The organism is Halococcus dombrowskii, from assembly GCF_022870485.1.
GTDB classification, from domain to species: Archaea; Halobacteriota; Halobacteria; order Halobacteriales; family Halococcaceae; genus Halococcus; species Halococcus morrhuae.
Genome location: NZ_CP095005.1, coordinates 2,350,474 through 2,373,520 on the forward strand (window position 1 = coordinate 2,350,474; position 23,047 = coordinate 2,373,520).

General features: G+C 66.1%; 28 protein-coding genes and 2 tRNA genes. 13 read left to right on the plus strand and 17 right to left on the minus strand.

Annotated features, from left to right (window positions below):
* Nucleotides 1-8: 8 nt before the first annotated feature.
* The 6 genes from MUK72_RS12155 to MUK72_RS12180 all read right to left on the minus strand — a co-directional run bounded on the left by MUK72_RS12155 (nt 9) and on the right by MUK72_RS12180 (nt 2,509).
* Nucleotides 9-93: transfer RNA gene (locus tag MUK72_RS12155), tRNA-Leu, on the minus strand.
* Nucleotides 94-219: 126 nt separating this feature from the next.
* On the minus strand, nt 220-966 hold the full coding sequence (locus tag MUK72_RS12160) for a DNA-directed RNA polymerase subunit D (RefSeq protein WP_004055417.1): 747 nt from the start codon (nt 964-966) through the stop codon (nt 220-222).
* 3 nt (nt 967-969) lie between these two features.
* Nucleotides 970-1,365, minus strand: coding sequence for a 30S ribosomal protein S11 (locus tag MUK72_RS12165; protein ID WP_004055418.1), 396 nt, complete (start codon nt 1,363-1,365; stop codon nt 970-972).
* A complete protein-coding gene (locus MUK72_RS12170) occupies nt 1,362-1,889 on the minus strand; it encodes a 30S ribosomal protein S4 (RefSeq protein WP_004055419.1) in 528 nt (175 codons plus the stop codon). Before MUK72_RS12170 ends, MUK72_RS12165 begins: the two co-directional genes overlap by 4 nt.
* A gap of 1 nt (nt 1,890) precedes the next feature.
* Entirely contained in the window at nt 1,891-2,409 is a 519-nt protein-coding gene (locus tag MUK72_RS12175) for a 30S ribosomal protein S13 (protein ID WP_004055420.1), read from the minus strand.
* A 15-nt stretch (nt 2,410-2,424) separates the two neighbouring features.
* Nucleotides 2,425-2,509, minus strand: a tRNA-Ser gene (locus MUK72_RS12180).
* 156 nt (nt 2,510-2,665) lie between these two features.
* Between MUK72_RS12180 and MUK72_RS12185 the strand changes: the two genes are divergently transcribed.
* A complete protein-coding gene (locus MUK72_RS12185) occupies nt 2,666-3,685 on the plus strand; it encodes an Mrp/NBP35 family ATP-binding protein (protein WP_244701173.1) in 1,020 nt (339 codons plus the stop codon).
* A gap of 1 nt (nt 3,686) precedes the next feature.
* Here the strand turns inward: MUK72_RS12185 and MUK72_RS12190 are convergent, their stop codons facing one another.
* Nucleotides 3,687-4,130, minus strand: coding sequence for a DUF7960 family protein (locus MUK72_RS12190; protein ID WP_244701175.1), 444 nt, complete (start codon nt 4,128-4,130; stop codon nt 3,687-3,689).
* Between the two features lie 85 nt (nt 4,131-4,215).
* Between MUK72_RS12190 and MUK72_RS12195 the strand changes: the two genes are divergently transcribed.
* On the plus strand, nt 4,216-5,241 hold the full coding sequence (locus tag MUK72_RS12195) for a tyrosine--tRNA ligase (protein WP_244701178.1): 1,026 nt from the start codon (nt 4,216-4,218) through the stop codon (nt 5,239-5,241).
* A 142-nt stretch (nt 5,242-5,383) separates the two neighbouring features.
* Nucleotides 5,384-5,692 (plus strand): transcription initiation factor IIB family protein, encoded by a 309-nt coding sequence (locus MUK72_RS12200; protein WP_244701181.1) that lies wholly within the window; start codon nt 5,384-5,386, stop codon nt 5,690-5,692.
* Here the strand turns inward: MUK72_RS12200 and MUK72_RS12205 are convergent, their stop codons facing one another.
* The 6 genes from MUK72_RS12205 to MUK72_RS12230 all read right to left on the minus strand — a co-directional run bounded on the left by MUK72_RS12205 (nt 5,693) and on the right by MUK72_RS12230 (nt 10,566).
* Nucleotides 5,693-6,181 (minus strand): phosphopantetheine adenylyltransferase, encoded by a 489-nt coding sequence (locus tag MUK72_RS12205; protein ID WP_244701184.1) that lies wholly within the window; start codon nt 6,179-6,181, stop codon nt 5,693-5,695.
* A 40-nt stretch (nt 6,182-6,221) separates the two neighbouring features.
* Nucleotides 6,222-6,677, minus strand: coding sequence for a helix-turn-helix domain-containing protein (locus tag MUK72_RS12210; RefSeq protein WP_004055426.1), 456 nt, complete (start codon nt 6,675-6,677; stop codon nt 6,222-6,224).
* A 36-nt stretch (nt 6,678-6,713) separates the two neighbouring features.
* Nucleotides 6,714-7,823: a glutamate--cysteine ligase gene (locus MUK72_RS12215; RefSeq protein ID WP_244701187.1), complete on the minus strand. Its 1,110-nt coding sequence runs from the start codon at nt 7,821-7,823 to the stop codon at nt 6,714-6,716.
* A 397-nt stretch (nt 7,824-8,220) separates the two neighbouring features.
* Complete coding sequence (locus tag MUK72_RS12220; protein ID WP_244701191.1) at nt 8,221-8,988, minus strand: VOC family protein; 768 nt, start codon at nt 8,986-8,988, stop codon at nt 8,221-8,223.
* Between the two features lie 31 nt (nt 8,989-9,019).
* Nucleotides 9,020-9,457, minus strand: coding sequence for a TIGR04206 family protein (locus MUK72_RS12225; protein WP_244701193.1), 438 nt, complete (start codon nt 9,455-9,457; stop codon nt 9,020-9,022).
* Nucleotides 9,457-10,566 carry an OBG GTPase family GTP-binding protein gene (locus MUK72_RS12230; RefSeq protein WP_244705334.1) on the minus strand — a complete coding sequence of 370 codons (1,110 nt, stop codon included), beginning with the start codon at nt 10,564-10,566 and terminating at the stop codon, nt 9,457-9,459. The genes MUK72_RS12225 and MUK72_RS12230 overlap by 1 nt, the downstream gene beginning before the upstream one ends.
* Nucleotides 10,567-10,752: 186 nt before the next feature.
* Between MUK72_RS12230 and MUK72_RS12235 the strand changes: the two genes are divergently transcribed.
* From MUK72_RS12235 to MUK72_RS12260, 6 genes are all read left to right on the plus strand, one after another.
* Nucleotides 10,753-11,232, plus strand: coding sequence for a 50S ribosomal protein L11 (locus MUK72_RS12235; RefSeq protein ID WP_244701195.1), 480 nt, complete (start codon nt 10,753-10,755; stop codon nt 11,230-11,232).
* 145 nt (nt 11,233-11,377) lie between these two features.
* Nucleotides 11,378-11,641: an amphi-Trp domain-containing protein gene (locus MUK72_RS12240; protein WP_004055435.1), complete on the plus strand. Its 264-nt coding sequence runs from the start codon at nt 11,378-11,380 to the stop codon at nt 11,639-11,641.
* A gap of 110 nt (nt 11,642-11,751) precedes the next feature.
* Complete coding sequence (locus MUK72_RS12245; protein ID WP_004055436.1) at nt 11,752-12,390, plus strand: 50S ribosomal protein L1; 639 nt, start codon at nt 11,752-11,754, stop codon at nt 12,388-12,390.
* Nucleotides 12,390-13,430 carry a 50S ribosomal protein L10 gene (locus MUK72_RS12250; RefSeq protein ID WP_244701198.1) on the plus strand — a complete coding sequence of 347 codons (1,041 nt, stop codon included), beginning with the start codon at nt 12,390-12,392 and terminating at the stop codon, nt 13,428-13,430. The genes MUK72_RS12245 and MUK72_RS12250 overlap by 1 nt, the downstream gene beginning before the upstream one ends.
* A gap of 20 nt (nt 13,431-13,450) precedes the next feature.
* A complete protein-coding gene (gene rpl12p, locus MUK72_RS12255; protein WP_244701215.1) occupies nt 13,451-13,792 on the plus strand; it encodes a 50S ribosomal protein P1 in 342 nt (113 codons plus the stop codon).
* 93 nt (nt 13,793-13,885) lie between these two features.
* Complete coding sequence (locus MUK72_RS12260; protein WP_244701219.1) at nt 13,886-15,127, plus strand: tripartite tricarboxylate transporter permease; 1,242 nt, start codon at nt 13,886-13,888, stop codon at nt 15,125-15,127.
* A 219-nt stretch (nt 15,128-15,346) separates the two neighbouring features.
* Here the strand turns inward: MUK72_RS12260 and MUK72_RS12265 are convergent, their stop codons facing one another.
* From MUK72_RS12265 to gdhB, 3 genes are all read right to left on the minus strand, one after another.
* Entirely contained in the window at nt 15,347-16,600 is a 1,254-nt protein-coding gene (locus MUK72_RS12265) for a Glu/Leu/Phe/Val family dehydrogenase (protein WP_244701222.1), read from the minus strand.
* A 67-nt stretch (nt 16,601-16,667) separates the two neighbouring features.
* Nucleotides 16,668-17,504 (minus strand): HpcH/HpaI aldolase/citrate lyase family protein, encoded by an 837-nt coding sequence (locus MUK72_RS12270; protein WP_244701226.1) that lies wholly within the window; start codon nt 17,502-17,504, stop codon nt 16,668-16,670.
* A 30-nt stretch (nt 17,505-17,534) separates the two neighbouring features.
* Entirely contained in the window at nt 17,535-18,815 is a 1,281-nt protein-coding gene (gene gdhB / locus MUK72_RS12275) for a glutamate dehydrogenase GdhB (RefSeq protein ID WP_004055442.1), read from the minus strand.
* 163 nt (nt 18,816-18,978) lie between these two features.
* Here gdhB and MUK72_RS12280 point away from each other — a divergent pair, with 163 nt between their 5' ends.
* Together MUK72_RS12280 and MUK72_RS12285 are read left to right on the plus strand one after the other, a co-directional pair.
* Nucleotides 18,979-19,431: a MaoC family dehydratase gene (locus tag MUK72_RS12280; RefSeq protein WP_244701229.1), complete on the plus strand. Its 453-nt coding sequence runs from the start codon at nt 18,979-18,981 to the stop codon at nt 19,429-19,431.
* A 131-nt stretch (nt 19,432-19,562) separates the two neighbouring features.
* Nucleotides 19,563-21,329 (plus strand): PGF-CTERM sorting domain-containing protein, encoded by a 1,767-nt coding sequence (locus MUK72_RS12285; RefSeq protein WP_244701232.1) that lies wholly within the window; start codon nt 19,563-19,565, stop codon nt 21,327-21,329.
* Nucleotides 21,330-21,394: 65 nt separating this feature from the next.
* Here MUK72_RS12285 and MUK72_RS12290 read toward each other — a convergent pair whose 3' ends face one another.
* On the minus strand, nt 21,395-22,147 hold the full coding sequence (locus MUK72_RS12290) for a ribonuclease H-like domain-containing protein (RefSeq protein ID WP_244701235.1): 753 nt from the start codon (nt 22,145-22,147) through the stop codon (nt 21,395-21,397).
* Nucleotides 22,148-22,249: 102 nt separating this feature from the next.
* Here MUK72_RS12290 and MUK72_RS12295 point away from each other — a divergent pair, with 102 nt between their 5' ends.
* Both MUK72_RS12295 and MUK72_RS12300 read left to right on the plus strand, forming a co-directional pair.
* Complete coding sequence (locus MUK72_RS12295; protein ID WP_004055445.1) at nt 22,250-22,567, plus strand: cupin domain-containing protein; 318 nt, start codon at nt 22,250-22,252, stop codon at nt 22,565-22,567.
* Between the two features lie 40 nt (nt 22,568-22,607).
* The gene (locus MUK72_RS12300; protein WP_244701238.1) at nt 22,608-23,039 is read left to right on the plus strand and encodes a PaaI family thioesterase; all 432 of its coding nucleotides are present in this window, start codon (nt 22,608-22,610) and stop codon (nt 23,037-23,039) included.
* Nucleotides 23,040-23,047 lie beyond the last annotated feature (8 nt).

A 23,047-nucleotide genomic window follows, 5' to 3' on the forward strand; every position in this document is an offset into this window, starting at 1 on the left:
AGAAACCATGCAGGGAGCAGGATTCGAACCTGCGAACTCCTACGAGACAGCGCCCTGAACGCTGCGCCGTTGACCTGACTTGGCTATCCCTGCACGCGAATTCGTTTTTCTCCCGTCCCCACAAACCAGTTTCGGTCGCCGACACACCGCTCGGCGTCGCCACCGCTGGCTCGCCGACCGTCGGCACGCGCGCTCGCGACTGGTTCGTGGGGCGATCGATCACAGTTGGACGGCCTCGCTGAGTTCGGTCGCGCGCGCGTCGAGCGAATCGACCGCCGCGAGCACCAGCTCCTCGACGCTCATCGAGCCGTCTGTCTCGACGTCGAAGACGAACGCGTTCGGCACGTCCTGCACGTCGAGTTCTTTCCCGGGATAGCGCTCGGTGAGGTCGTTGTCGAACTCCTCCGTGGGGATCAGCTCACCGTCGTCCTCGATCACACCACGGAGGATGTTCGGCTCCTCGTCGGCGAACTCCTCGCGGTCGCCGACGACGTCCACAGTTTGAAGATGACGGTAGCCGACGGCCACGGCACCCTGATGTTTGGCGTGGCTCTTCCCGGTGTCGAGAACGGCGTCGGCCTCGACTTCGAGGCGCTGGTCGTCCTTGAGCTCGATGATGGGAACGTTCTGCTCGGCGGGTTCGACCATCGAGTCCATGCTCTGGAGATCGCCCGAGTAGGCCGTGTCGGGCCCCGAAACGTCGAGACCGAGGGTGACGCTCTCGCCCATCTCGAACTCGTCGGGCGGTGTGGCGAGGGGCACCATCCCCAGGCGATGGCCGATCTGCTCGTCGAACATCACCGAGGAGTTCTCGACCACCCGGACGGTGTCGATCGAGAGGGTCGGCACGTCCGCGACCATCGCCCGGCGGATGCCGTTGGCGAACGCGGGCGTGATGCCCCGCACGAGAAAGCGCGCCGCTCGTTCGTCGTGGTCGACGAACTCGACGTCGTACTCGGTGCTCATCGGTCAGAACCCGCTCGATTTGGGGGCGCGTGTCCCGTCGTGCGGGATCGGTGTGACGTCCTCGATACGGCCGATCTCGAGACCGGCGCGCGCGAGCGCTCGGATGGTCGCCTGTGCGCCCGGTCCCGGGCTCTGCTGGAGGTTGCCGCCGGGACCGCGGAGCTTGACGTGGACGCCCTCGATACCCTGTGCGAGCACCTCCTCGGCGACGGTCTCGGCCATCTGCATCGCCGCGTACGGCGATGCCTCGTCACGGTTCTGCTTGACGACCGTACCGCCGCTCGACTTGGCGAGCGTCTCGGCACCGGTCTGATCCGTGACGGAGATGATGGTGTTGTTGAACGACGCGAAGACGTGGGCGACCGCCCAGCGGTCCTCGGTCTCGTTGTCGGCGCTCATTCCTGCCCCTCCGCGCGTTCGGGATGCAGTTCGTCCGCCAGCGAGCTCGTCTCGTCGAAGGCCACGCTGTCTTCCTCGGTGGTGGCGACCTTTCGCGACGGTGCCGTCACCCGGCTCTCGCCGACGACGATGTGTCCGTGCGAGACGAACTGACGGGCCTGTTTCGGCGTGTTCGCCAGCCCTTCGCGGTAGACCACAGTTTGAAGTCGGCGTTCGAGCACGTCGGTGATCTCGAGACTCAGCACGTCGTCGATGCTGTCGGTCTCCGAGAGGATACCGAGCCGTCGGAGCCGGTCGAGGAACGCCTCGCCCTTGCGCTCGGCCTCGTCGGCGTCGCCCTGGGCGTCGCCGAGCAGTCGTCGTGCCTCCTGGCGGAAGCCACGAAGCTCGGACTGGGCGCGCCAGAGTTCCTCCTTGTTCGCCAGGCCGTAGCGGCCGATGAGGTTCGACTCCTCGGCGATGCGCTCGCCCTGGAAGGGGTGGTTCGGCGTCTCGTAGCCTTTGGTGTTGGAGCCGAGGGCCATTCTACTCGCCCTCCGCCTCCTCTTCCATCTCTTCTTGAAGCGCTTCGACGTTCACGCCGATGGTACCCTCCGAGCGGCCGGTGGATTTGGTGCGCTGACCGCGGACCTTCTGGCCGCGCTCGTGGCGCACGCCCTTGTATGAGCTGATCATCTGCATGCGGTTGATGTCCTGCTGCCGAGTGAGCGAGAGATCGTTGCCGACCTCGTGGCTCGACTCGCCCGTGAAGTAGTCGTTCGGGCGGTTGGTGAGCCACGCCGGTACGTCCGACGCGAACCCTTCGACGTGCTCGACGATCGATTCGACATCGTCGTCGTCGAGACGGCCGAGGGTCGCCGTGCGGTCGATCTCTGCCTGTTCGGCGATGATGCGAGCGGTGCGCCGGCCGACGCCGTTCATGCCGGTTAGCGCGCGCTCGACGCTTTTCGTCCCGTCGAGGTCGGTTTGGCCGATGCGGACGAAGTAGCGGATGTCCTCCTCCTCTTCGTCCTCGGCCTGTGTGTCTGGGTCTTCTGCACTCATGGTGGGTGATTCGAGCGTCGTGGCGGGGATTCGAACCCCGGAGGCTGTGCGCCACAGAGTTAGCAACCCTGCGCCTTGGGCCAGACTTGGCTACCACGACCCGTTCGTAGTTCCGCCCTCCCGGACTCGGGGGCGATCCCCCTACAGTACGTCGTATACACCCTATCCCGACCTGGGTATTTAAGAACAACGAACCGCCCCGATTCGGGCCCCACCAGGTCCCAATCCTTATCGCTCGCGCAGGGCAGGATTCAGCATGAACGAATCCGACGTGCGCTCGCTGCTTGAGGAGGTCGAGGACCCCGATCTCGGCACGGACATCGTCTCGGGAAACCTCGTCAACGACGTCCGCATCGAAGACGACGTCGCCCACGTCTCGCTCGCGCTCGGCGCGCCCTACTCGCCCACCGAGAGCGCCATCGCCGCCCGCGTGCGCGAGGTACTCGATGCGGAGGGGATCGAAAGCGAACTCACCGCGAACATCGAGCGCGAGGAGGAGGTGCTGCCGGGCGTGAAGAACGTCATCGCCGTCGCCTCGGGCAAGGGCGGCGTCGGGAAATCCACCGTCGCCGTGAACCTCGCGGCCGGCCTCTCCCAGCTCGGCGCGCGCGTCGGCCTGTTCGACGCCGACATCTACGGCCCGAACGTCCCGCGGATGGTCGGCTCCGACGAACGCCCGAAGGCCACCGCCGAGGAGCAGCTCATCCCGCCCGAAAAGTACGGGATGAAGCTGATGAGCATGGACTTCCTCGTGGGCGAGGACGATCCCGTCATCTGGCGCGGTCCGATGGTCCACAAGGTTCTCACCCAGCTGTTCGAGGACGTCGAATGGGGCGCGCTCGACTACATGGTCGTCGACCTCCCGCCCGGCACTGGCGACACGCAGCTCACCCTCCTCCAGAGCGTGCCGATCGCCGGTGCCGTCATCGTCACGACGCCCCAGGAGGTCGCCGTCGACGATGCCCGCAAGGGGTTGGAGATGTTCGGCAAGCACGAGACACCAGTCCTCGGGATCGTCGAGAACATGAGCGGGTTCGTCTGCCCGGACTGTGGCAGCGAACACGACCTGTTCGGGAAAGGTGGCGGCCGCGAGTTCGCCGCCGACGTCGACATGCCGTTCTTGGGCGAGATACCGCTCGATCCACGCGTTCGCGAGGGTGAGGATGGCGCACCGCTCGTCCTCGGTGACGGCGACACCGCCGACGCACTGCGCTCGTTCACCGAGACCACCGCGAACAACGTCGGCATCGTCCACCGGAACCGGCGGCGCGAATAGCTCAGACCGCCGCGACGCCCAGTTCCTCGAAGCTCCAGAGCCGGATCTTCGCCTCCACCAGATCGCGCTGCTCGCTCAGCTCGTTTTCGTCGAACTCCCGAATGACCCGCCGGCTTTCTCGCTGCATGCGCGCTTCGAGATCGGTTTGGTCGGGCTCGTCGCGTACGTCGTTGAGCAGCGCCTCGAAATCCTCGCGGATATCGAGGGAGGCACGGGCGGCGTTACAGCGCGAGAGCGGGTTGAGACCCATGTCGAGCACCAGCTCGCGGACGAGCTCCCAGTCGCTCGCGCAGAAGTGGATCGACACCTCGCCGACGATGTCGCGCCAGGCGATCGGTCCCGAGTTCTTCAGCAGTTGAACGGCTCGCGGGGGCAGATCGAGGCGCGTAGTGGTGTCGGGATCGCCACAGAGACAGCAGGGTTGCTCGGTCTTGCCGGTGTACACGTAATCGGTAGGGGCTCCGGCGGAATGGGTCTTTCACCGTCGGACGAAGGGAATCGCTTAACAGCGCGCACAGGACACGACAGGTATGAACGACAGCGAGCGCCGACGGCTCGTGACGCGCAACACCGCCGAAGTCGTCACCGACGAGGAGCTCGACGACCTTCTTGAGAACGATCCGACGATCTACGTCGGCTACGCACCGACCGGCGAGATGCATATCGGCCACTTCACGACGATCCGCAAGCTCGCGGACTTCCTCCGGGCAGATCTCGACGTGAAAGTCCTGATCGCCGATCTCCACGCCCACCTCGACGACGAGAAGAGCCCCTTCGAGCTGCTCGACGCGCGCACGGCCTACTACCGCGAAGCGATCGAGGGGATGGTCGCGGCGGCCGGGGCCAGTCCTGATGAAATCGAGTTCGTCGAGGGTCGCGAGTTCGAACTCGATGCCGAATACTCGCTCGAACTGCTCAGAATGGCCGCCGACACCACCATCTCCCGAGTGCAGCGCGCCGGCAGCGAGGTCGTCCGCCAGTCCGAGAACCCCAAACTGGGTGGTCTCATCTACCCGCTGATGCAGACCCTCGACATCGACGCGCTCGACGCCGACATCGCCTACGGGGGGATCGACCAGCGCGGCATCTACATGCTCAGTCGCGAGCTGTTCGCCGACCGAGGCGATGAACCACCGGTCTGTGTGTTCGCGCCGCTGCTGGCGGGACTTTCGGGCGGAAAGATGAGCGCCTCCGACGCGACCTCGAAAGTCAATCTCACCGACGACGCCGACACCGTCGCCGAGAAACTCCAGGGCGCGTACTGCCCACAGGGCGAGGTCGAGGACAACGGCGTGCTCGAATACATGGACTACCTCGTCTTCCCGATCCTCGACGAGCGCGGCGAGCCGTTCGAGATCGAGCGGCCCGACGAGTACGGCGGCGATCTCACCTACGAGAGCTACGACGGGCTCGAAGACGACTTCGTGAGCGGCGATCTCCATCCACAGGACCTGAAAAACGCCGCCGCCGAGTACGTCTCGTCGGTCATCGACCCCGTTCGCGAACGGATCGACACCGATCGGCTGGCGACGGCCTACCCCGAGACGTACGAGTAGCGACCGACTCTCCCCTTCTCCCCTACCTTCCACCCTCCCTCCTCACAACTGATTGACGTCGAGTCCGGGCATGGCTGTCCGTTCCGATCTGCCGAACGACGGCCCACGGACCATTTATCCCCTGTAGACCCTATCCTCGGCCATGTACCGGGCGCGCGACGAACTCGCGAACGAGGAGTGGCTCGCCGAACTCGATACGGCGGCCGACGAGCTCTCGCTCGACGACAGGGCCCGCGAGCGCGCCGCCGACCTGTTCCTCTCGACGGTGCCCGAACGCGAGCGCTCGAAACGGGCGGTGCTGGCGGCGAGCCTCTACGCCGGCGCGCTCATCGCCGGCGATCGGCGTTCCCAGTCGGCCGTCGCCGAGGCGGTCGGTGTCGCGCGGCTCACGGTCCAGAAACGCTGGCGGGACGTCCTCGAAGAAGCAGGTCTCGACCCGCCGGAGTGGTGATCAGCTCGGGTGCGGGCGGCCCTCGCGCTCGGGCGTGAGGCTGCCGTGTTCGTCGATCTCGCCGTTGACGATGCGCGTGCTGGAGACGATGCCGCCGTCCTCGGCGGTGAGATGATCGACGACCGCGATGTCGAGCGGGTCGAGATCGCGCTCGCGGCGGCGCTCGTTCACGCGCTGGCCGCCGGTTTCGGTCTCGGGCGAGACGACGAGCACGTCGAACCCCTCCTCGACGGCGATGCCGGTTGGCTCGCCGAGACGGCGGATCTCGTACGAACGATCGTGTTCGTCAGAGAGAGCAGACAGTTCATCGGCGAGATCCGCCCGTCGCTGCTCGAACGGACGAACGTAGCGTTCCTCGTGGCGGGTTTCTTGAGCCAACTCGTCGCTCGTCAGCCCTACCGTGACGTCGCCACGCTCGAAGGCGTGCTCGAACAGCCGTCGATGGCCGTCGTGTATCGGATCGAACGTGCCGCCGAGCGCGACCTGCATACCCGTCACAGATTCGCCCGTGGCTTAGGGATGTCGCTCCCTACCGCTCGTCGCTATCGGCCGCTTCGACGGGGATCGTCACGGGTTCGGAGCGTCTATCCTCGTTTCGGCGCTCGCGACGACGCGGCGCGAACAGCCCTTCGAGTTCGTCGCGGAACCGATCGATCGCAGCGTCGATCAGTTCGTCCGGTCGCGCGGCGGTGTAGGTCGGCTCCTCGCCGTCGTGGCGCTCGACGACCTGCTCGTCGTCGAACTCGTCGAGAACGCGCCGGACGGCAGCCGGATACAACCCTGTTCCGGTGGCGATCTCCTCGACGGTCGACTCCGGCTGTTGTCGGAGGTAGACGTACACTCGCGTGCGCGTGTCCGTATCGAGCGCCCGCGAGAGCAGATCGACGAGCCCCTCGTCCATCCGGTCGTCGACGACGTCCGCTCGCTGGCGGTCGAGTTCCGCACGGACGTCGTCAGGTTCGATCTCGTCAGTATCGTCGTCCATGTCCCAATGGAGTCGATCGCCGGGCAAAAGCCTTCCTCACAGCACGAGCGACCGACAGAGCGCGTCGAGACCGTCCTCGCGGAGGAGCCGGCGCTGTCTGGCTGCGCCGCTCTCGGCGGCCGCGACCGCACCGATACCGTCGATCCCGAGCCGATCAGACTCGCGCTCGACGAGCGTATCGAGGGTAATCGTTCCCGTCCCTTCGCGATCGACGAACGACGCGTCGTGGCCGTGCCGGAGCGCGCGCCACTTGTTCTCGTCGAGGAACTCCCGACGGAGCCCGTCCGACGACCCACGGCCGTCGGATCGGTAGGCCGCCCAGGGTTTCCTCTGTTCGTCGTACCGTTCGGCGAGATCCATCACGAGCGCGTGGACGTACTCGACGAACGCGAAGACGATCTCGGGATCCGCCTGGCCATCGGGCGCACGCACCTCGACGGTACCGTGGCCGGTGTGTGGGCGGACGTCGTACCAGAGTGCGCCACGGTCGTCGATGGAGCCCAACTCGACCATCCGCCGCTCGAAGCGCTGGAACGCCGCGAAGCTCTCGAAGGGTGTCGGCATCCCCGTATTCGGTAATCCCTCGAAGATCTTCGCGCGCGCAGAGGCGAGTTCGGTGTCGAACCCGTTCCAGAACGGCGAGTTCGCCGACAGCGCCAGGATCACGGGGAGATACCAGCGCAGTTCGTTCGCGATCCACGTCGCCTTCTCCGCGTCGTCGACGCCGACGTGGACGTGGATCCCCGCCGTCGTGTTCCGGAACTGTGGATAGCGGATCCGATCGAGCTGGGCACGATAACGCGGCTTCTCGGCGTGTTCGAGCTCGCGCCACTGGGCAGCGGGATGGAGACCGGCCGCGGCGATACCGTAGCCGTGGGTGGCGGCATGATCGACGAGCGCCTCGCGGACCGCGACGAACTGCTCGCGCGCATCCGCGAGACCCTCACAGATGGGCGTCTGGGTCTCGATGATGAACTTGAACAGTTCGTGGGCGAGCCGATCGTCGAGGATCGCCGGCGGCTCCGTCTCGTAGACGAGTTCGTCGGTGCCCGCCGTGGGCCGCCCCGCATCGTCGACGATATAGAACTCCTCCTCGACGCCCAGCGTTCCCATCCGCGTGAAATTGTCGGCCGAACCCACGTCCATTGCGCCACAGCTACCCGCTCGGGCGGTTAAAAGCCCACCTTTTGCTGCGGTCGGTCGCGCGCGAGGCGCGCTCCCTCCCTGGCAAAATCTGGACCAAAAGCCGTCGTCACCCCCTCGTTTCACTCGGGGGTTCCTCGGCCCGCTCGCTCACTTCGTTCGCTTGCGGTACAATCACTCACCTTCCGCTACCGCAAACCGCACAGCACCGCAGAAGCCCTCACTCGCTCCCTCCGGAAGAGCGAAGCTCTTCCGTGCTCTCGTTCGCTTCGCTCACGAGAACTCCGGTCGCTCGTTCGCCCTTCATCCACCAGGAGAGCAAGCTCTCCTGAGCCTCGGCTCGCTTCGCTCGCTGAGACGCCAGGACCGTACCCCGCTACCGCCGCCGCATCACAGCCGCTTACTGCGTCACAACCTCGATCTCGTGGCCGTCAGTGTCCTTCGTGAAGGCGTACTGGTGGTCACAGGATTCGGGGTCGCGGTAATCCTCCGCACCGCGGGTCATGAGCGTGTCCCAGGCGTCGTCGAGATCGTCGGCGCGCACCGCGACGTGGCCCCAGGCATCGCCCAGCTCGTAGGAGCGGTCGTCGTAGTTGTAGGTGAGTTCGACGCTCATCGCTTCCTCGGGCGCGTCGGTTGGCTCAACGAAGTAGTTCGCGAAGGAATCGGCCTCCCAGCGGCCCTCGGGCCGTTCGTCGTACTCGAACTTCCGGGTCCAGAAGCCGATCTGCTCGTCGGCATCGGTGATGCGCATCATCGTGTGGTCGATGCTCCATTTTGCCCCGTGATCGCGCTGGACGATCTCGATCTCGTGGCCGTCGGGGTCCTCGACGAACGCGTAGCGCCCGCCACAGGATTCGGGATCGCGATAGTCCGCGACACCCTCGTCCATCAGCTCGTCGTAGGCGGCTTCGAGTTCGCCCTCGGGAACTCTGACCGCGATGTGGCCCCACGCATCGCCGAGCTCGTACGAGCGCCCGTCCTGGTTGTAGGTGAGTTCGAGAAGGGCGGCGTCCTCGTGGGCGTCTTCGGGGCCCATGAAGACGTTCGTGAACGTATCGGCCTCCATCCGTCCCTTCTCCTCGTAATCGAAATGCTCCCCGTACCAGTCGATCGATTCGTCGAGGTCTTCGACTCGCATCATCGTGTGATCGAGCAGTGCACCCATGCGCCGCCGTACCCGTCGCGCGGGCAAAAGACTACGGGACCGTCCGCCGCAGCGCGGGCCAATAACACCACCACGCGAGCGCGAGCGCCAGAACCGGCCCGAGCGGGATCGCCAGCCGACCGGTCCGCAGGAAGCCGACGGCGAGGCCCAGATGGCTCACGCCGGCAAGGACGAGCAGCCCACCCGTCACGCGCCGATCCTCGCGACCGAGGACACCACCGACGGCGCTGGCCAGCGCGCCGAGATAGAGCAACACGCTCGTCGGCCACGCGCGCAGGAACCCGGGCAGCGCGGCGAACCCGCCGGCGAACCGGAGGTAGTCGGTGAGCGGCGTGAGATGGATCGGTATCGTGTTCGCGAGCCCGAACGGGAAGACGAACGTGAGCACCGCACCGGTGACGATCGTCCACGGGACGAGCCCGAGCACGATCACGGCGAGCAGTCGTCGCCGGGCGGAGACACGAGCCATCAGCGGCGCGCGACGATACGGAGGACGTCCTCGTCGCGGAGCTGGTGGTCCGTCCCGACCTGCTGGTCGTCGTGTTTCGCGCTCGGACCGGACACGCGCGCGAAGCGGAATCGGTCTTCCAGCTCCCCGCCGAGTTTCTCGCAGGCATCGCCGACGGTCTGACCGGCTTTCAGGATCAGCGGCTCCTCGTAGTCCGTCCCGCGACCGGGCTTGTCCATGTAGATGCGGATGAGCCCCAGAGCCTCCCAGATCCGATCGGTGAGCGCGTCGAGACCTCTCCCTTCTGCGGCGCTGATGAAGATCGCCTCCTCGGGATCGATCTCCTCCGCACGGAGCTCCTCGTTCACGGTATCGAGATAGTCGGGCTCGATGAGATCGGCCTTGTTCACGGTGACCAGCGAGGGGAGATACACCCGGTTGTCGAGGATCCCATCGAGCAACCCGTCGAGATCGACGGATTCGGTGATGGCGACGTCGGCGTTGACGTAGCCACGCTCACGGAGCACTTCGCGGACGGTGTTGTCCGCCAGCGCCACTTCTGGACCGGTCGTGACGTCGATACCGCCCTTACCCTTCGGCGTGATACGGACCTTCGGGGGCCGGCTGTCGAGACGGATCTTGTTCTCGTAGAGTTCGCGCGCGAGCGGTGCGTACCGCTCGATCTCGAACACCGAGAGGACGAACACGACGAGGTCGGCGGTCCGGATCACCGAGAGCACCTCTCGACCGCCACCGCGACCGCCCGCCGCGCCCTCGATCAGCCCGGGCACGTCGAGCAGCTGGATGTTGGCTCCCTTGTGTTTGAGCATGCCGGGGTTCACGTCGAGCGTCGTGAACTCGTAGGAGCCGACCTCGCTTTCGGCGTTCGTGAGCGCGTTGAGAAGCGTGGATTTGCCCGCGCTCGGCATGCCGACGAGTGCCACCGTCGCGTCGCCGGTCTGTTCGACCGAGTAGCCCTGGCCACCGCCGGCGGAGGACTGGTTTTCGAGCTTCTCCTTTTTCTCGGCGAGTTTCGACTTCAGCCGCCCGATGTGGGCCTCCGTGGACTTGTTGTACGGCGTCTCCGCTATCTCTTCACGGAGATCCTCGATCTCGTCTTCAAGCCCCATCACGTAGCCCTGGGTGGCGGGCGTCGAAAAGTCCTTCACATCCGCTCGCCGATACTGTCGGTCGGAACTCGATACGTTTCTTTCGCTACGATCGGGAGACAGCGAAGCACTCGACGACGCGTGGTGGGTATTTCCGGCCGACAGTCGAAAAGCAATCCTTAACCTCGCGGCGACGATTCTCCGGGTATGGCTGGAACCATCGAAGCGCTCGTTCCCGGCGGGGAGGCCGATCCCGGCCCGCCCCTGGGTCCGGAGCTCGGCCCGACGCCGGTGAACGTCCAGGAGGTAGTGGCGGAGATCAACGACCAGACCGACGCGTTCGACGGGATGGAAGTCCCCGTCACCGTCGACTACGAGGACGACGGTGCCTTCTCGATCTCGGTCGGTGTGCCGCCGACCGCGGCGCTCGTCAAGGACACGGCGGGCTTCGAGACGGGCAGCGGCGAACCCCAGAAGGACTTCGTCGCCGACATCAGCGTCGAGGAGGTCAAACAGGTCGCCGAGCAGAAAGGGCCCGATCTGCTGGCCTACGGTACCAAAAGCGCCGCCAAGGAAGTCGCCGGCACCTGCGTCTCGCTCGGCGTGACCATCGACGGCGAGGATGCACGCACCTTCGACGACCGCGTCGACGACGGCCAGTACGACGACGTGCTCGCGGAAGCATAACGACGCGAACACCACGAGGGACGCGCTGGCGTCCCTCGTTGTTCTCTCACAGTCGTAATTCGCACGAACGACCAGCTCGTTCCAGTATCACATATCCGAACGAGACCGGTAGGTTTAGGCATCGTTCCGGAGTAGGCCCGCGGGCATGTCAGAAGAGTACGAAACCGAACGCGAATTGAGCCGTGATGCGGTCGCCGATATCTTCGAGAGCTTCGCCGAGGAGCTGCGGAGCGATGGCGAACTCACCCTCGCCGTCGGCGGCGAGCACGTCCGCATCGATCCGACCGACCCCTGTGAGTTCGAGGTCGAAGTCGAAGAGGAGTCGCCGCGATTCGGCGCGGCCGAGCGAACTGTCGAGTTCGAGCTGGAGTGGACGCGACAGGACGACGAACCCGATCTCGTCGAGTAGTCGGGTTCGCTTCGACGAGTTTAAACGGATACGGCGGTGGTTTTACGACGAGACAGGCGTCGCCTGTTTCACGCCGTAGCAGCCGTGAAGGCGTACTACGGAGGTGGAAAATGGCAGATCAGGACATAGAGGAGGCCGTGACACGCGCACTCGACGAGGCCCCACCGCGGAACTTCGGTGAGACGGTGGACCTTGCTGTCAACCTGCGCGATCTCGACCTCGACGATCCATCGAACCGCGTCGACGAGAGCATCGTTCTTCCGGAAGGCACCGGCCAGGAGACCCACATCGTCGTCTTCGCCGAGGGCGAAACCGCCCTCCGCGCCGAGGAGGTCGCCGACGACGTCCTCGACGGTGACGAGCTCGAAGAGCTCGGGGATGACGACGACGAGGCGAAAGACTTGGCCGGCGAGACGAACTTCTTCATCGCCGAGGCCGACATGATGCAGGACATCGGTCGGTATCTCGGGACGGTGCTGGGCCCACGTGGGAAGATGCCCACGCCGCTCCAGCCCGACGACGACGTCGTCGAGACGATCAATCGGATGAAGAACACTGTGCAGCTCAGAAGCCGCGACCGGCGGACGTTCCACACGCGAGTGGGCGCGGCCGACATGAGCGCCGACGGGATCGCCGACAACATCGACGTCATCGTCCGGCGGCTCGAAGCCAACCTCGAAAAGGGTCCCCTCAACATCGACACGATGTACGTGAAGACGACGATGGGACCGTCCGTGGAGGTGGCCTGATGTCCGCCGAGGGCGACCATCAGACCGAGACGGTTCCCGACTGGAAGCGCGAGGAGGTCGCCGATCTCGCCGAGCTCATCGACACGTACGAGAGCGTTGGCATCGTCTCCATCGCGGGGATCCCGAGCCGGCAGCTTCAGGCGATGCGCCGGGACCTGCACGGCTCGGCCGAGCTCCGCGTCGCGCGCAACACACTACTGGTGCGCGCACTTGATGACGCCGACGACGGCGTCGAGGAGCTGACCGACGAGGTCGACGGACAGGTCGGACTCATCGGTGCCGACGCCAACCCGTTCGGTCTCTACCGGGAGCTCGAAGCCTCGAAGACGCCGGCACCGATCAACGCCGGCGAGGTCGCACCCAACCCGATCGAGATCCCCGAGGGCGACACCGGGATCGACCCGGGGCCGTTCGTCGGCGAGCTCCAGCAGGTCGGCGCGGCCGCGCGGATCATGGACGGTTCGATCCAGGTTACCGAGGACTCGACGGTTCTCGAGGAGGGCGAGGAAGTCTCGCAGACCCTCGCGAACGTGCTCGGCGAGCTCGAGATCGAGCCCAAGGAAGTGGGCCTCGATCTCAGAAGCGTCTACGCCGACGGCATCCTGTTCGAGCCCGACGAGCTGGCCATCGACATCGACGAGTACCGGGCGGACGTCGAGGCGGCCGCCGCCGCCGGGCGGAACCTCTCGGTCAACGCAGCCTACCCGACCGCAGAGACCGCCGGGACGCTGCTCGGCAAGGGCAGAACCGAGGCCAAGAGCCTCGGCCTGGAGGCGGCGATCGCCAGCCCGGCCCTCGCCGACGATCTCGTGAGCCGCGCGGACGCGCAGATGCGTGCGCTCGCGGCCAACATCGACGACGAGGAGGCCCTGCCCGAGGAGCTCCGCGGTGTCACGGCCCCTGCCGAGACGGGCGACGACGAATCGAGCGACGACCAATCGGCCGACACCGAGTCCGAACCCGATGCTGACGCCGATGACGAGGACGATGATGACGACGGCGGCGACGCGAGCGAGGGTCTCGGCGAAATGTTCGGCTGAAAAACACCACTGATACAACAATGGAATACGTTTACGCAGCACTCATCCTGAACGAGACGGACGAAGAGATCAACGAAGCAAACGTCACGGAGATCCTCGACGCGGCCGGTGCGGACGTCGAGGAGTCACGCGTGAAGGCGCTCGTGGCCGCCCTCGAGGACGTCGACATCGAGGATGCCGTCGAGCAGGCCGCCGCAGTGCCCGCGGGCGGCGCTGGCGGTGCCGGTGGCGCAGCGGCCGGCGGCGAGGCCGACACCGACGAGGCCGAGGAGGAAGCCGACGAGGCCGAAGAAGAAGCCGAAGCGGACGACGACGAGGACGACGACGCTGGCGGCGAGGGCCTCGGCGAGCTGTTCGGCTAAGCAGCACTCTCTCGACTCACCCAATTCTCGATTTATTCGTCGTGGATAGCGGTGCGAGCGTTTACGGCGGATGACGCAGCCATCCCGTAGCGGATGGTCTCACTGGCCGAGAGCGTGGTGTTCGCCCCCGAGTCGGGTCTGGTGGCGCTCGGGTTCGTCGCTGGCGGGATCGCGCTCGGGACAGTGAGTGGTCTCGTGCCCGGGCTGCACGCGAACAACTTCGCGCTGCTGTTGGCGGCGGCCGCGCCACAGGTGCCGGGGCCCGCGCTGTTCGTCGGGGCGGCGATGTTGGCTGCCGGCGTCACCCACACGTTTCTCGACGTGGTGCCGACGCTCGCGCTCGGCGTTCCCGATGCGGCGATGGCCGCGTCGGCACTGCCGGGTCATCGGCTCGTGATCGCGGGGCGCGGGCACGAGGCGTTGCGGCTGTCGGCGCTCGGGAGTGCGCTCGCGGTCGTTCTCGCCGTTCCGCTCGCGCTCCCGATGACGGAGCTGATGGTGGCCGTGTATCCGATGGTGCGGGCACGGCTGCCGCTCGTGCTGGCCGGGATCGTGCTCTTTCTCGTCGTCACCGAACGATCGAATCCGGCGCGCATCGGTGGGTTGCTCTCGTTTCTCCTGAGTGCCGGATTGGGGTGGCTGACGCTCGATATCGAGCCGAGTGCGCCGCTCGCGAGCGGTGGGATGTTGATGCCGCTGTTCGCGGGGCTGTTCGGCGCACCGGTGTTGATCGAAGCGATCGACGGGGCTGGGGTGCCCGAGCAGGCCGATGCGGCGGTGACGACGCCCCGGCGGACGATCGGGCTGACGGCGTTCGTCGGTACGGTGTCGGGTGCGATCGTGGGCTATCTGCCGGGTGTGTCGGCGGCCGTTGCGGCGACGGTGACGCTGCCCGCGGTTCCGAACGACGACGGCGCGCGTGGTTTCCTGGTCGCGACGAGCGGAGTCAACACCAGCAACACGATATTCGCCCTGTTCGCGCTCGTTGCGCTCGGATCGCCTCGCACGGGAGTGTTGGTCGCGCTCGATTCGACCGGCGTGCCGCTCGATCTCCCGCTCTTGCTGGCAGGAGTCGGCCTTGCCGCTGGCGTCGGGTTCGTGCTCGTGCCGCTCGTCGGCGATCGGTATCTGCGGACGGTCGGGCGGGTCGATTACACGTATCTCTCGGTCGGCGTGCTCTGTCTGCTGCTCGTGCTCGCATACCTCTTTTCGGGGTTCATCGGCATCGGCGCGTTCTGTGCGAGCGCGCTGATTGGGCTGGTGCCCGCGATGCTCGGTGCGCGTCGGGTGCATCTGATGGGCGTTTTGATGGGGCCGCTGATATTGGGGATCTGAGTGGTGCTGTCGGCTGTTCGACCCCGACTGCGAGGTCTGTGCGGTGCGGTTGCGGGAGGAGTGCCACGCGGCTGCGATGGCGTTCATCGCAGCCGCACGGGGAGGGACGGGGGCTTGAGCGCGTGCCGGGCCATGCGCCCGGCGCGCGCAATGCGTTGCGGTTGCGGCCTGGTGGAAATGAAAAGGGCGAGGCGCGCCGCGAAGGCGCGCCGAGGGCTTTCAGGGGAAGCGTCCGTTCTTCTCGGCGGCGTCGAGCACGCGCTGGATGGCGATGACGTAGGCAGCAGTGCGCAGGGTGGGGAGGTCGCGGTCTTCGTAGGCGTCGATGAGTGCCCCGAAGGCGTTTTCGATGACGGCTTCGAGCTCGTCGTTGACGCGTTCTTCGGTCCAGTGGAAGCGCTGGCGGTTCTGCACCCATTCGAAGTAGGAGACGGTGACGCCGCCGGCGTTGGCGAGGATGTCCGGGAGGACGTAGACGTCGCGGTCGGCGAGCACGTCGTCGGCAGCGGGCGTGAGCGGGCCGTTGGCGGCTTCGATGACGATGTCGGCGGCGAGCTCCTCGGCGGTCTCTTCGTCGATGGCGTTTTCGAGCGCTGCCGGAATGAGGAGATCGACGTCGAGCGTCAGCAGCTCCTCGTTGGTGAGCTCTTTCGTGCTCGGGTAGTCGGCGACGCAGCCGGTTTCGGTCTTGTGGTCGCTGACCGCGTCGGCGTCGAGCCCGTTCGGGTCGTAGATCGCGCCGCTGGAGTCGGAGACCGAGACGATGTTCGCGCCGCAGTCTTCGAGCAGGCTGGCGGCGATCGCGCCGGCGTTGCCGTAGCCCTGGACGGCGACCGATGCGCCGTCCATCTCGATGTCGAGGTAGTCGAAGGCCTCGCGGGCGGTGAGCATGACCGAGCGGCCCGTCGCCTCGACGCGGCCCTCGCTGCCGCCGGCGTCGAGCGATTTGCCGGTGACGACGCCAGGGGCGGTGACGTCTTCGAGCTGTTCGTAGGTGTCCTTGAACCAGTTCATCTCGCGCTGGCCGGTGTTGACGTCCGGTGCGGGGATATCACGATCCGGGCCGACAAGCGGGCGGAGTTCGGTGGCGAACGCGCGCGTGATGCTTTCGAGCTCCGTCTCGGAGTAGTTGTGCGGGTCGATGACGATGCCGCCCTTGCCGCCGCCGAAGGGGACGTCGACGAGCGCGCACTTGTAGGCCATCCAGCCCGAGAGCGCCTTCACTTCGTCGCGCGAGACGTTCGGATGGTAGCGGATCCCACCCTTGTACGGGCCGCGATCGCCGTTGAACTGCGAGCGAAAGGCGGTGAGCGTCGTGAGCGAGCCGTCGTCGCGTTCGACCGAGAGGGTGGTTTCGAGCATGCGCTCGGGCTGTTTGAGCCGTTCGAGCTCGCCATCAGAGAGATCGAGAAAGCCCGCAGCCTCGTCGAGCTGCGTCCGGAAGCTCTCGAAGGGGTTGACTGTCTCTGTCATACATCCGCCTTGCAGAGATAGCTGTTAAGAGCGTCGCATTCCCCCGGAGTTGTCGGTCCAACTATCGTTATGGATCGTCGGTGCGAGCGCGGTCGAGGACGCGCTCGGCCTGGGCGATCAGCGGCGCATCGATCATCTCGCCGTCGACGCGGAAGACGCCCCGATCCTCGGCGTCGGCATCCGCTTTCGCGTCGAGGACGCGCTCGGCCCACGCGATGCGCTCGTCGGCCGGCGTGTAGGCGTCGTTGATGACGGTGACCTGTGCAGGGTGGATGGCGAGCTTGCCGTCGTAGCCGAAATCGAGCGCGAGTTCGGCGTCCTCGCGGAGGCGCTCGGTCGCGTCGATGTCGGTCACGAGCGTATCGATGGCGTCGACGCCGGCCGCGCTCGCCGCGAGTACGGTCCGTTCGCGCGCGTAGAGCACTTCCGTTCCCGCGTCGGTGCGCCGGGCACCGAGATCGGCGGCGAGGTCTTCGGCTCCGAAACAGACCGCCGTCGTGGCGTCGGCCGCGGCGATGGTGTCGGCGGCGAGCACGCCGGCAGCGGTCTCGATCAGCGCGAACACGGGGTAGGTGGCGTCGTGTGCAGCGATCGCGTCGGCGAGCGCCGCGACGTCCTCGCCACGCTCGACTTTCGGAAGCATCAGCGCGTCGAGGCGTGGGTCGCCGTCGAGAAGGACATCGAGATCGGCGTCGTATTCTCCGGTGACTCGGACACAGACCTCGCAGTCGGGATCGAACTCGCTCGTGAGCAGGTCGGCGAGTGCGTCGCGCGCCTCGTCCATCCGAGCGGGCGCGACCGCGTCTTCGAGATCGAAGACGACGACGTCGGCACCGCTGTCGGGGGCCTTTCTGCACATTTCCGGGCGATCGGCCGGTGTGAAGAGGACGCTTCGTCTGGCCATGCCGAACGGAGACGGGCGCGTGGTTTGAATCTACGGCCAGAGACCGCGGACCTCGTGAGCCGCGGCGACGCGCCGGAGACCGACGATGTAGGCTGCCTCGCGCCACGTCACGTCGTCGTGGGCCGTGTATGCCCCGCGAACATCGTTCCAGGCGGTCAGCATCTCGCTTTCCAACTCCTCGTTGACCTCTTCGAGTGTCCACGCGCGACGGTTGATGTCCTGCAGCCACTCGAAGTAGGAGACCGTGACGCCGCCGGCGTTGGCGAGGATATCCGGAATGAGAGGGATCCCGCGCTCGGCGAAGATCTCGTCGGCGCGCGTCGTCGTCGGGCCGTTCGCCCCCTCGACGATGAGGTCGGCTTGGACGTCGTCGGCGTTGTCGACGGTGAGAACGTTGCCGAGGGCGGCGGGAACCACGACGTCGACGTCGAGTTCGAGCAGTTCGTCGTTCGCGAGGCTCTCGGGCGCATCGTAGCCCGAGACCATCCCCGGCTGTTCCTCGTGGGAGATGACGTCGTGCGTGTCGAACCCGTCCGGATCGCGGATGGCCCCGTTGACGTCGGCGAGGGCGACGACGTTCGCGCCGAACTCGTCGAGCAGGCGGGCGGCGTTCGCGCCGACGCTTCCGAAGCCCTGAATCGCGACCGTCGTCTCCTCGATCTCGTTGTCGTAGTGATCGATGGCCTCGCGGGCGATCACGGCGACGCTCCGACCGGGAGCCTCCTCGCGGCCGTAACTCCCGCCGATCACGGGCGGTTTGCCGGTGACGACGCCGGGATGGCTCTCGCCCTCCTGCATCGAGTAGGAGTCCATGAACCACGCCATCGTCTGGGCGTTGGTGCCCATGTCGGGGGCCGGAATGTCTCGCATCGGACCGACGACGTCGCGCAGTTCCTCGGCGAGCCGGCGGGTGAGCCGCTCGTTTTCCCGCTCGCTCAGTGCCTTCGGGTTGGCGACGACGCCCCCCTTGCCGCCGCCGAAGGGGATGTCCATCACCGCGCACTTCCAGGTCATCCACATCGAGAGCCCGACGCACTCCTCGGCGGTCACGTCGGGGTGATAGCGCAGTCCACCCTTGAACGGTCCGCGCGCGCTGTCGTGATGGGCGCGATAGCCCGTGAAGATCCGCATCTCGCCGTCGTCCATCTCGATCGGTACGGAGACCTGATGGACGGATTTCGGGTGTTTGAGCCGCTCGACGACGCCGGGATCGACGTCGATGTGTGACGCCGCACGATCGAGCTGGTGGCGGGCGGTCTCGGCGGCGGTTTCGGGCGGGTCCTCGGACTCGGTTGGAGCTGTCGTCGTCATGATGGAATGGGTGTTCGCCGCCGGCCGATCGGGACGGCATCGGCGACCGTGCCGTAGCCGTTGGACGTCCGGCCCTATAGATATTGGTATAACTGCATCGGCAGCGCCATCATTTGCGAGCGGCGACCGATGGCTTTTGCCCCCGGCGCGCGAGCGTCCGTCCATGACGGGGCGTTACTACGAGGAGTTCATCGAGGGCGAAACGATCGAACACGACAAACGGCGGACGGTGACGGAGGGCGACAACCAGCGGTTCTGCGACATGACGATGAACCAACAGCCGCTCCACCTCGACAGCGAGTTCGCCGCCGAGACGGAGTTCGGCGAGCGGCTCGTCAACGGGCTGTACACACTCTCGCTGGCCGTGGGACTGACGATCCCCGACACCTCCGACGGTACCATCGTCGCCAACCTCTCGTACGACGATGTCGAGCATCCACGACCGGTCTTTCACGGTGATACGATCCACGCGCGCTCGACGGTCGTCGAGAAGCGCGAGACCAGCGACGGCGAGCGCGGAGTCGTCACGATGCACGTCGAGACGTTCAACCAGGACGACGAGCTCGTCTGTGCGTTCGATCGGACCGTGCTCTCGCTGAAACGCCCGACCGAATGAGTTCGGAATCGGCACCACCGAAAAGAATATAGTACGGTGGTGTATCATACCCATCGACGTGAACGGAGCGACGGCGGGCGATTCGATGACCGAATTCACCGGCCGTCCTCGCCGACCATACAAACGAAATCATGACACAGGACAAGCCATATCGAAGCGTGGCTCTCGTCGCGCTGGTGGTGCTCGCCGCGGTCGTCGGCGGCATCGCCACCGCGGGGACGGTCGCCGCCCAAGACGGCGATAACGCCACGAACGCGAGCACGAGCGAGGAGGAGTTCTACAGCCCATCCGGTGGTGAACCGCTGAACGTCCGCTTCAGGGACGGCGCGGCGAACACCGTCGAGTCGATCGCCGAGGGCGTACTCAATCTCAACATCGTCTACGGGCTGTTCGACGGCCCCTACGACGTCGAGATCAGCGCGCCCGGCCTCAGCGACGAGCAGATCGAGGAGGCGACCTTCGACGAGTCGGGATACGACTCGCAGGAGCTCGACCGAACGGACATCGTCGGGATGGATATCTCCGGTCTGCCGGCCGGCAACTACGAGTTCACCGTGAGCGTTGCCGACGGTGAGGCCGAACAGACGGTCCCCCTCGAAGTCACCGGCGACGACGGCGCAGTGGCGAACGAATCGGCCGATGCAGCGAACGAAACGACCGAGACGGCAAACGAGTCGGCCGACGGGGCGAACGCGTCGGCGAACGAGACGACAACCGGCGCGACGAACGAGACGACCGCGAACGCGTCGGCGAACGAAACGGCAAACGCGACGACGGCCAACGCGACGGGCGAGACCGAGATCGGCACCGCGACGGCAACCGGGGCTGACGCCAACACCACGATCACGGCCGTCCCGAGTGCGCCGAACACCAGCGCCAACCACACGGTCTCGACGGTCGTCGGCGCGGATGCGGCGGGCAACCTGAGCGAGCTCACGATCAACTACGGCGAGAGCAACGCCTCGATCGGCCTCGTCGGCGGCAGCATCTCTACCGCCACGCTCGGCGGCCAGAGCGTCGTCAACAACACGACCGCGCCGACGATCGGTGCACAGGGTCAGAACCTCACCATCGGCTTCGACGGCACGGTCGACGCGAACGAGGGCGACCGGCTGAACGTCACCTTCGGCGGCGTCACCAACCCGCCCGAGGCCGGTGACTACACGGTCGGCGTCGCGGTCAACAACGGGAGCAGCCAGAACACGACGTTGACCGTCGGCGAGAACGCGACGGCGGGCGCGGCGACCGAAACCGAGATGGGCAACGGATCGGCGGCCGCGACGAGCGGCAACGCCTCGATCACGGCCGATCCCTCGGCAGCGGGCAACGAGAGCACCAACCATACGGCGTCGATCGTCGCCGGGCCGAACGCGACGGGCAACCTGAGCGAGCTCACGATCGACTACGGCGAGAGCAACGCCTCGATCGGCCTCGTCGGCGGCAGTATCACTACTGCGACGCTCGGCGGTCAGAGCGTCGTCAACAACACGACCGCGCCGACGATCGGTGCTCAGGGCCAGAACCTCACCATCGGCTTCGACGGCACGATCTCCGTCAGCGAGGGCGACCGGCTCAACATGACCTACGGCGGCGTCACCAACCCGCCCGAGGCGGGCAACTACACGGTCTCGATGACACTCAACAACGGCAGCGTCCGGAACGCGACACTCGAAATCACCGAATCGACCGCGCCCGCCACGACCGCCGGCGGTGCCGGAGCCGACACCGCAGCGACCGAGAGCGGAGCGACGACGGCAACCGGCGGCGAGACCGCAGCCGGCACCGCCGGTGAAACGGGCGGCGGACAGGCGACCGAAGCGGGCGGTCCGGGCTTCGGCATCGCCGTCGCGGTCGTCGCGCTGCTCGGTGCGGCGCTACTCGCAACGCGACGTAGCTGATCACAACTTTTCGACGAACGTTTTTCTCGGCGAAAACGGATCGGAGACGGGATCGCTTGGTGAGGTCAGCGCTGTTCGGTATCACTGACGAACACCGACTCGTGAAGGCGGCGCGTAACGGTATCGAGCAGTGATTTGAGGTTTACCGTGTCGGCGCGATTGTACGAAACCAGCGTGTCGAGGGCGTCCTCGTCGCCACGCTCGTATGCGTGCCAGAGCCGGACCGCGTCCCGCCCGGAGATGTCCGGTCGGTCGCGCTCGATGCCGATTTCCTCCTCGATCGCCTTCAGCCCGCCAGTGAGATCGAGCTGCCGGCAGGGGTACATGACGTCGAGATGTGGCTGCGCGATGTCGAGATCGAACGAGCGTTCGAGGAAGGGAACGTCGAAGCGCTTGCCGTTGAACGATACCAGCAGATCGGCGGCGTCGAGTTCGCGTCGGACGGCCTCTCGTGTGAGATCCTCGCCGCGGACGAGCGTGGTCGTCTCGCCGGCACGGTGAAAACTGACGGTCGTCACGTCGTTGTGGCGAGCGTCCAGACCGGTGGTTTCGATATCGAAAAAGCAGGCGTTTGCACGGAAGTTCTCGTAGAGCCGCCAGCGACTGCCTGAGGGGAAAGCACGGTCGAAAAATGCCGTATCGCCGGCCGCGAGGCGGTCGCGGGCGCGGTCGATGTAGTCGATGATGTTGTCGCCCTGCACGTCGCCGACGGACGACGGTTCGAAATCGTCCCAGTGGGTGATCCCCTCGCGCCAGAGGCGGCGCTCGGTCTTCTCGCCGACGCCGCGCACGGGCACGAAGCTGTTCTCGATGCGCACGTGGATACGAGGCGACGGTGACGCCTAAGCGTTGCTCATGGAGCGTGCGGGTGGCGACCGGCCGGCAGTGCGCATTTCCGTCCGGCCCGCCAACCGGGAGTGATGTCACACACGAAAGTGAACTACGGAGAGACCGAGACGACGTACGGAATGCACTTCCTCCGGGAGCCGCTCGACTGCGAGGCTCATGGTGTGACCGTCGTCGACGCCGAACCGGGCTGGGAGGGTCCGGAGCACGAACACGGGGACGAGGACCACGAGGAAGTGTATCTCCTCGTCGAGGGCGAGGCGACCATGACCGTCGAGGGCGAGGAGCTGTCGCTCGAAAGCGGTGACGCGGTTCGGGTCGCACCCGGCGCGACGCGACAGGTGACGAACGGCGACACCGAAAGTCAGTTCGTCATCACCGGCGCGCCGTAATCATCGAAACCGGTATCCACAGTCGGAATCGTTCACGACCGTGAACGAGACGCATTTTCGGAAGTTAGAGCGGATGTATCGGCGTGCGCCCATCAACGCCGACGAGGGGACGAGTCTTACCGTTGCCGAGGGCACGGCGACGCTCGACGTGCCGATATCTTCGGAGAGCCATCATCCGCTCGGTGCCGTTCACGGTGCAGTGTACTTCAAAGCGCTCGACGACGCGGCGTTCTTCGCGGCCAACTCGCTCGTCGAGGACGTCTTCGTGCTCACGACACATTTCGACATCCATCTCGAACGCCCGGTTTCCGACGGCACGATCCACGCCGAGGGGCGCGTCGTCAACGACAATCCCAACCAACTGATCGCCGAAGCGGTCGCCCACGACGACGCCGGCAACGAACTCGCGCGTGGCTCCGGCGTCTTCCAGCGAAGCAACAGCGAACTCACCGCCGACATCGGCTACGAGTGAGCGATCAC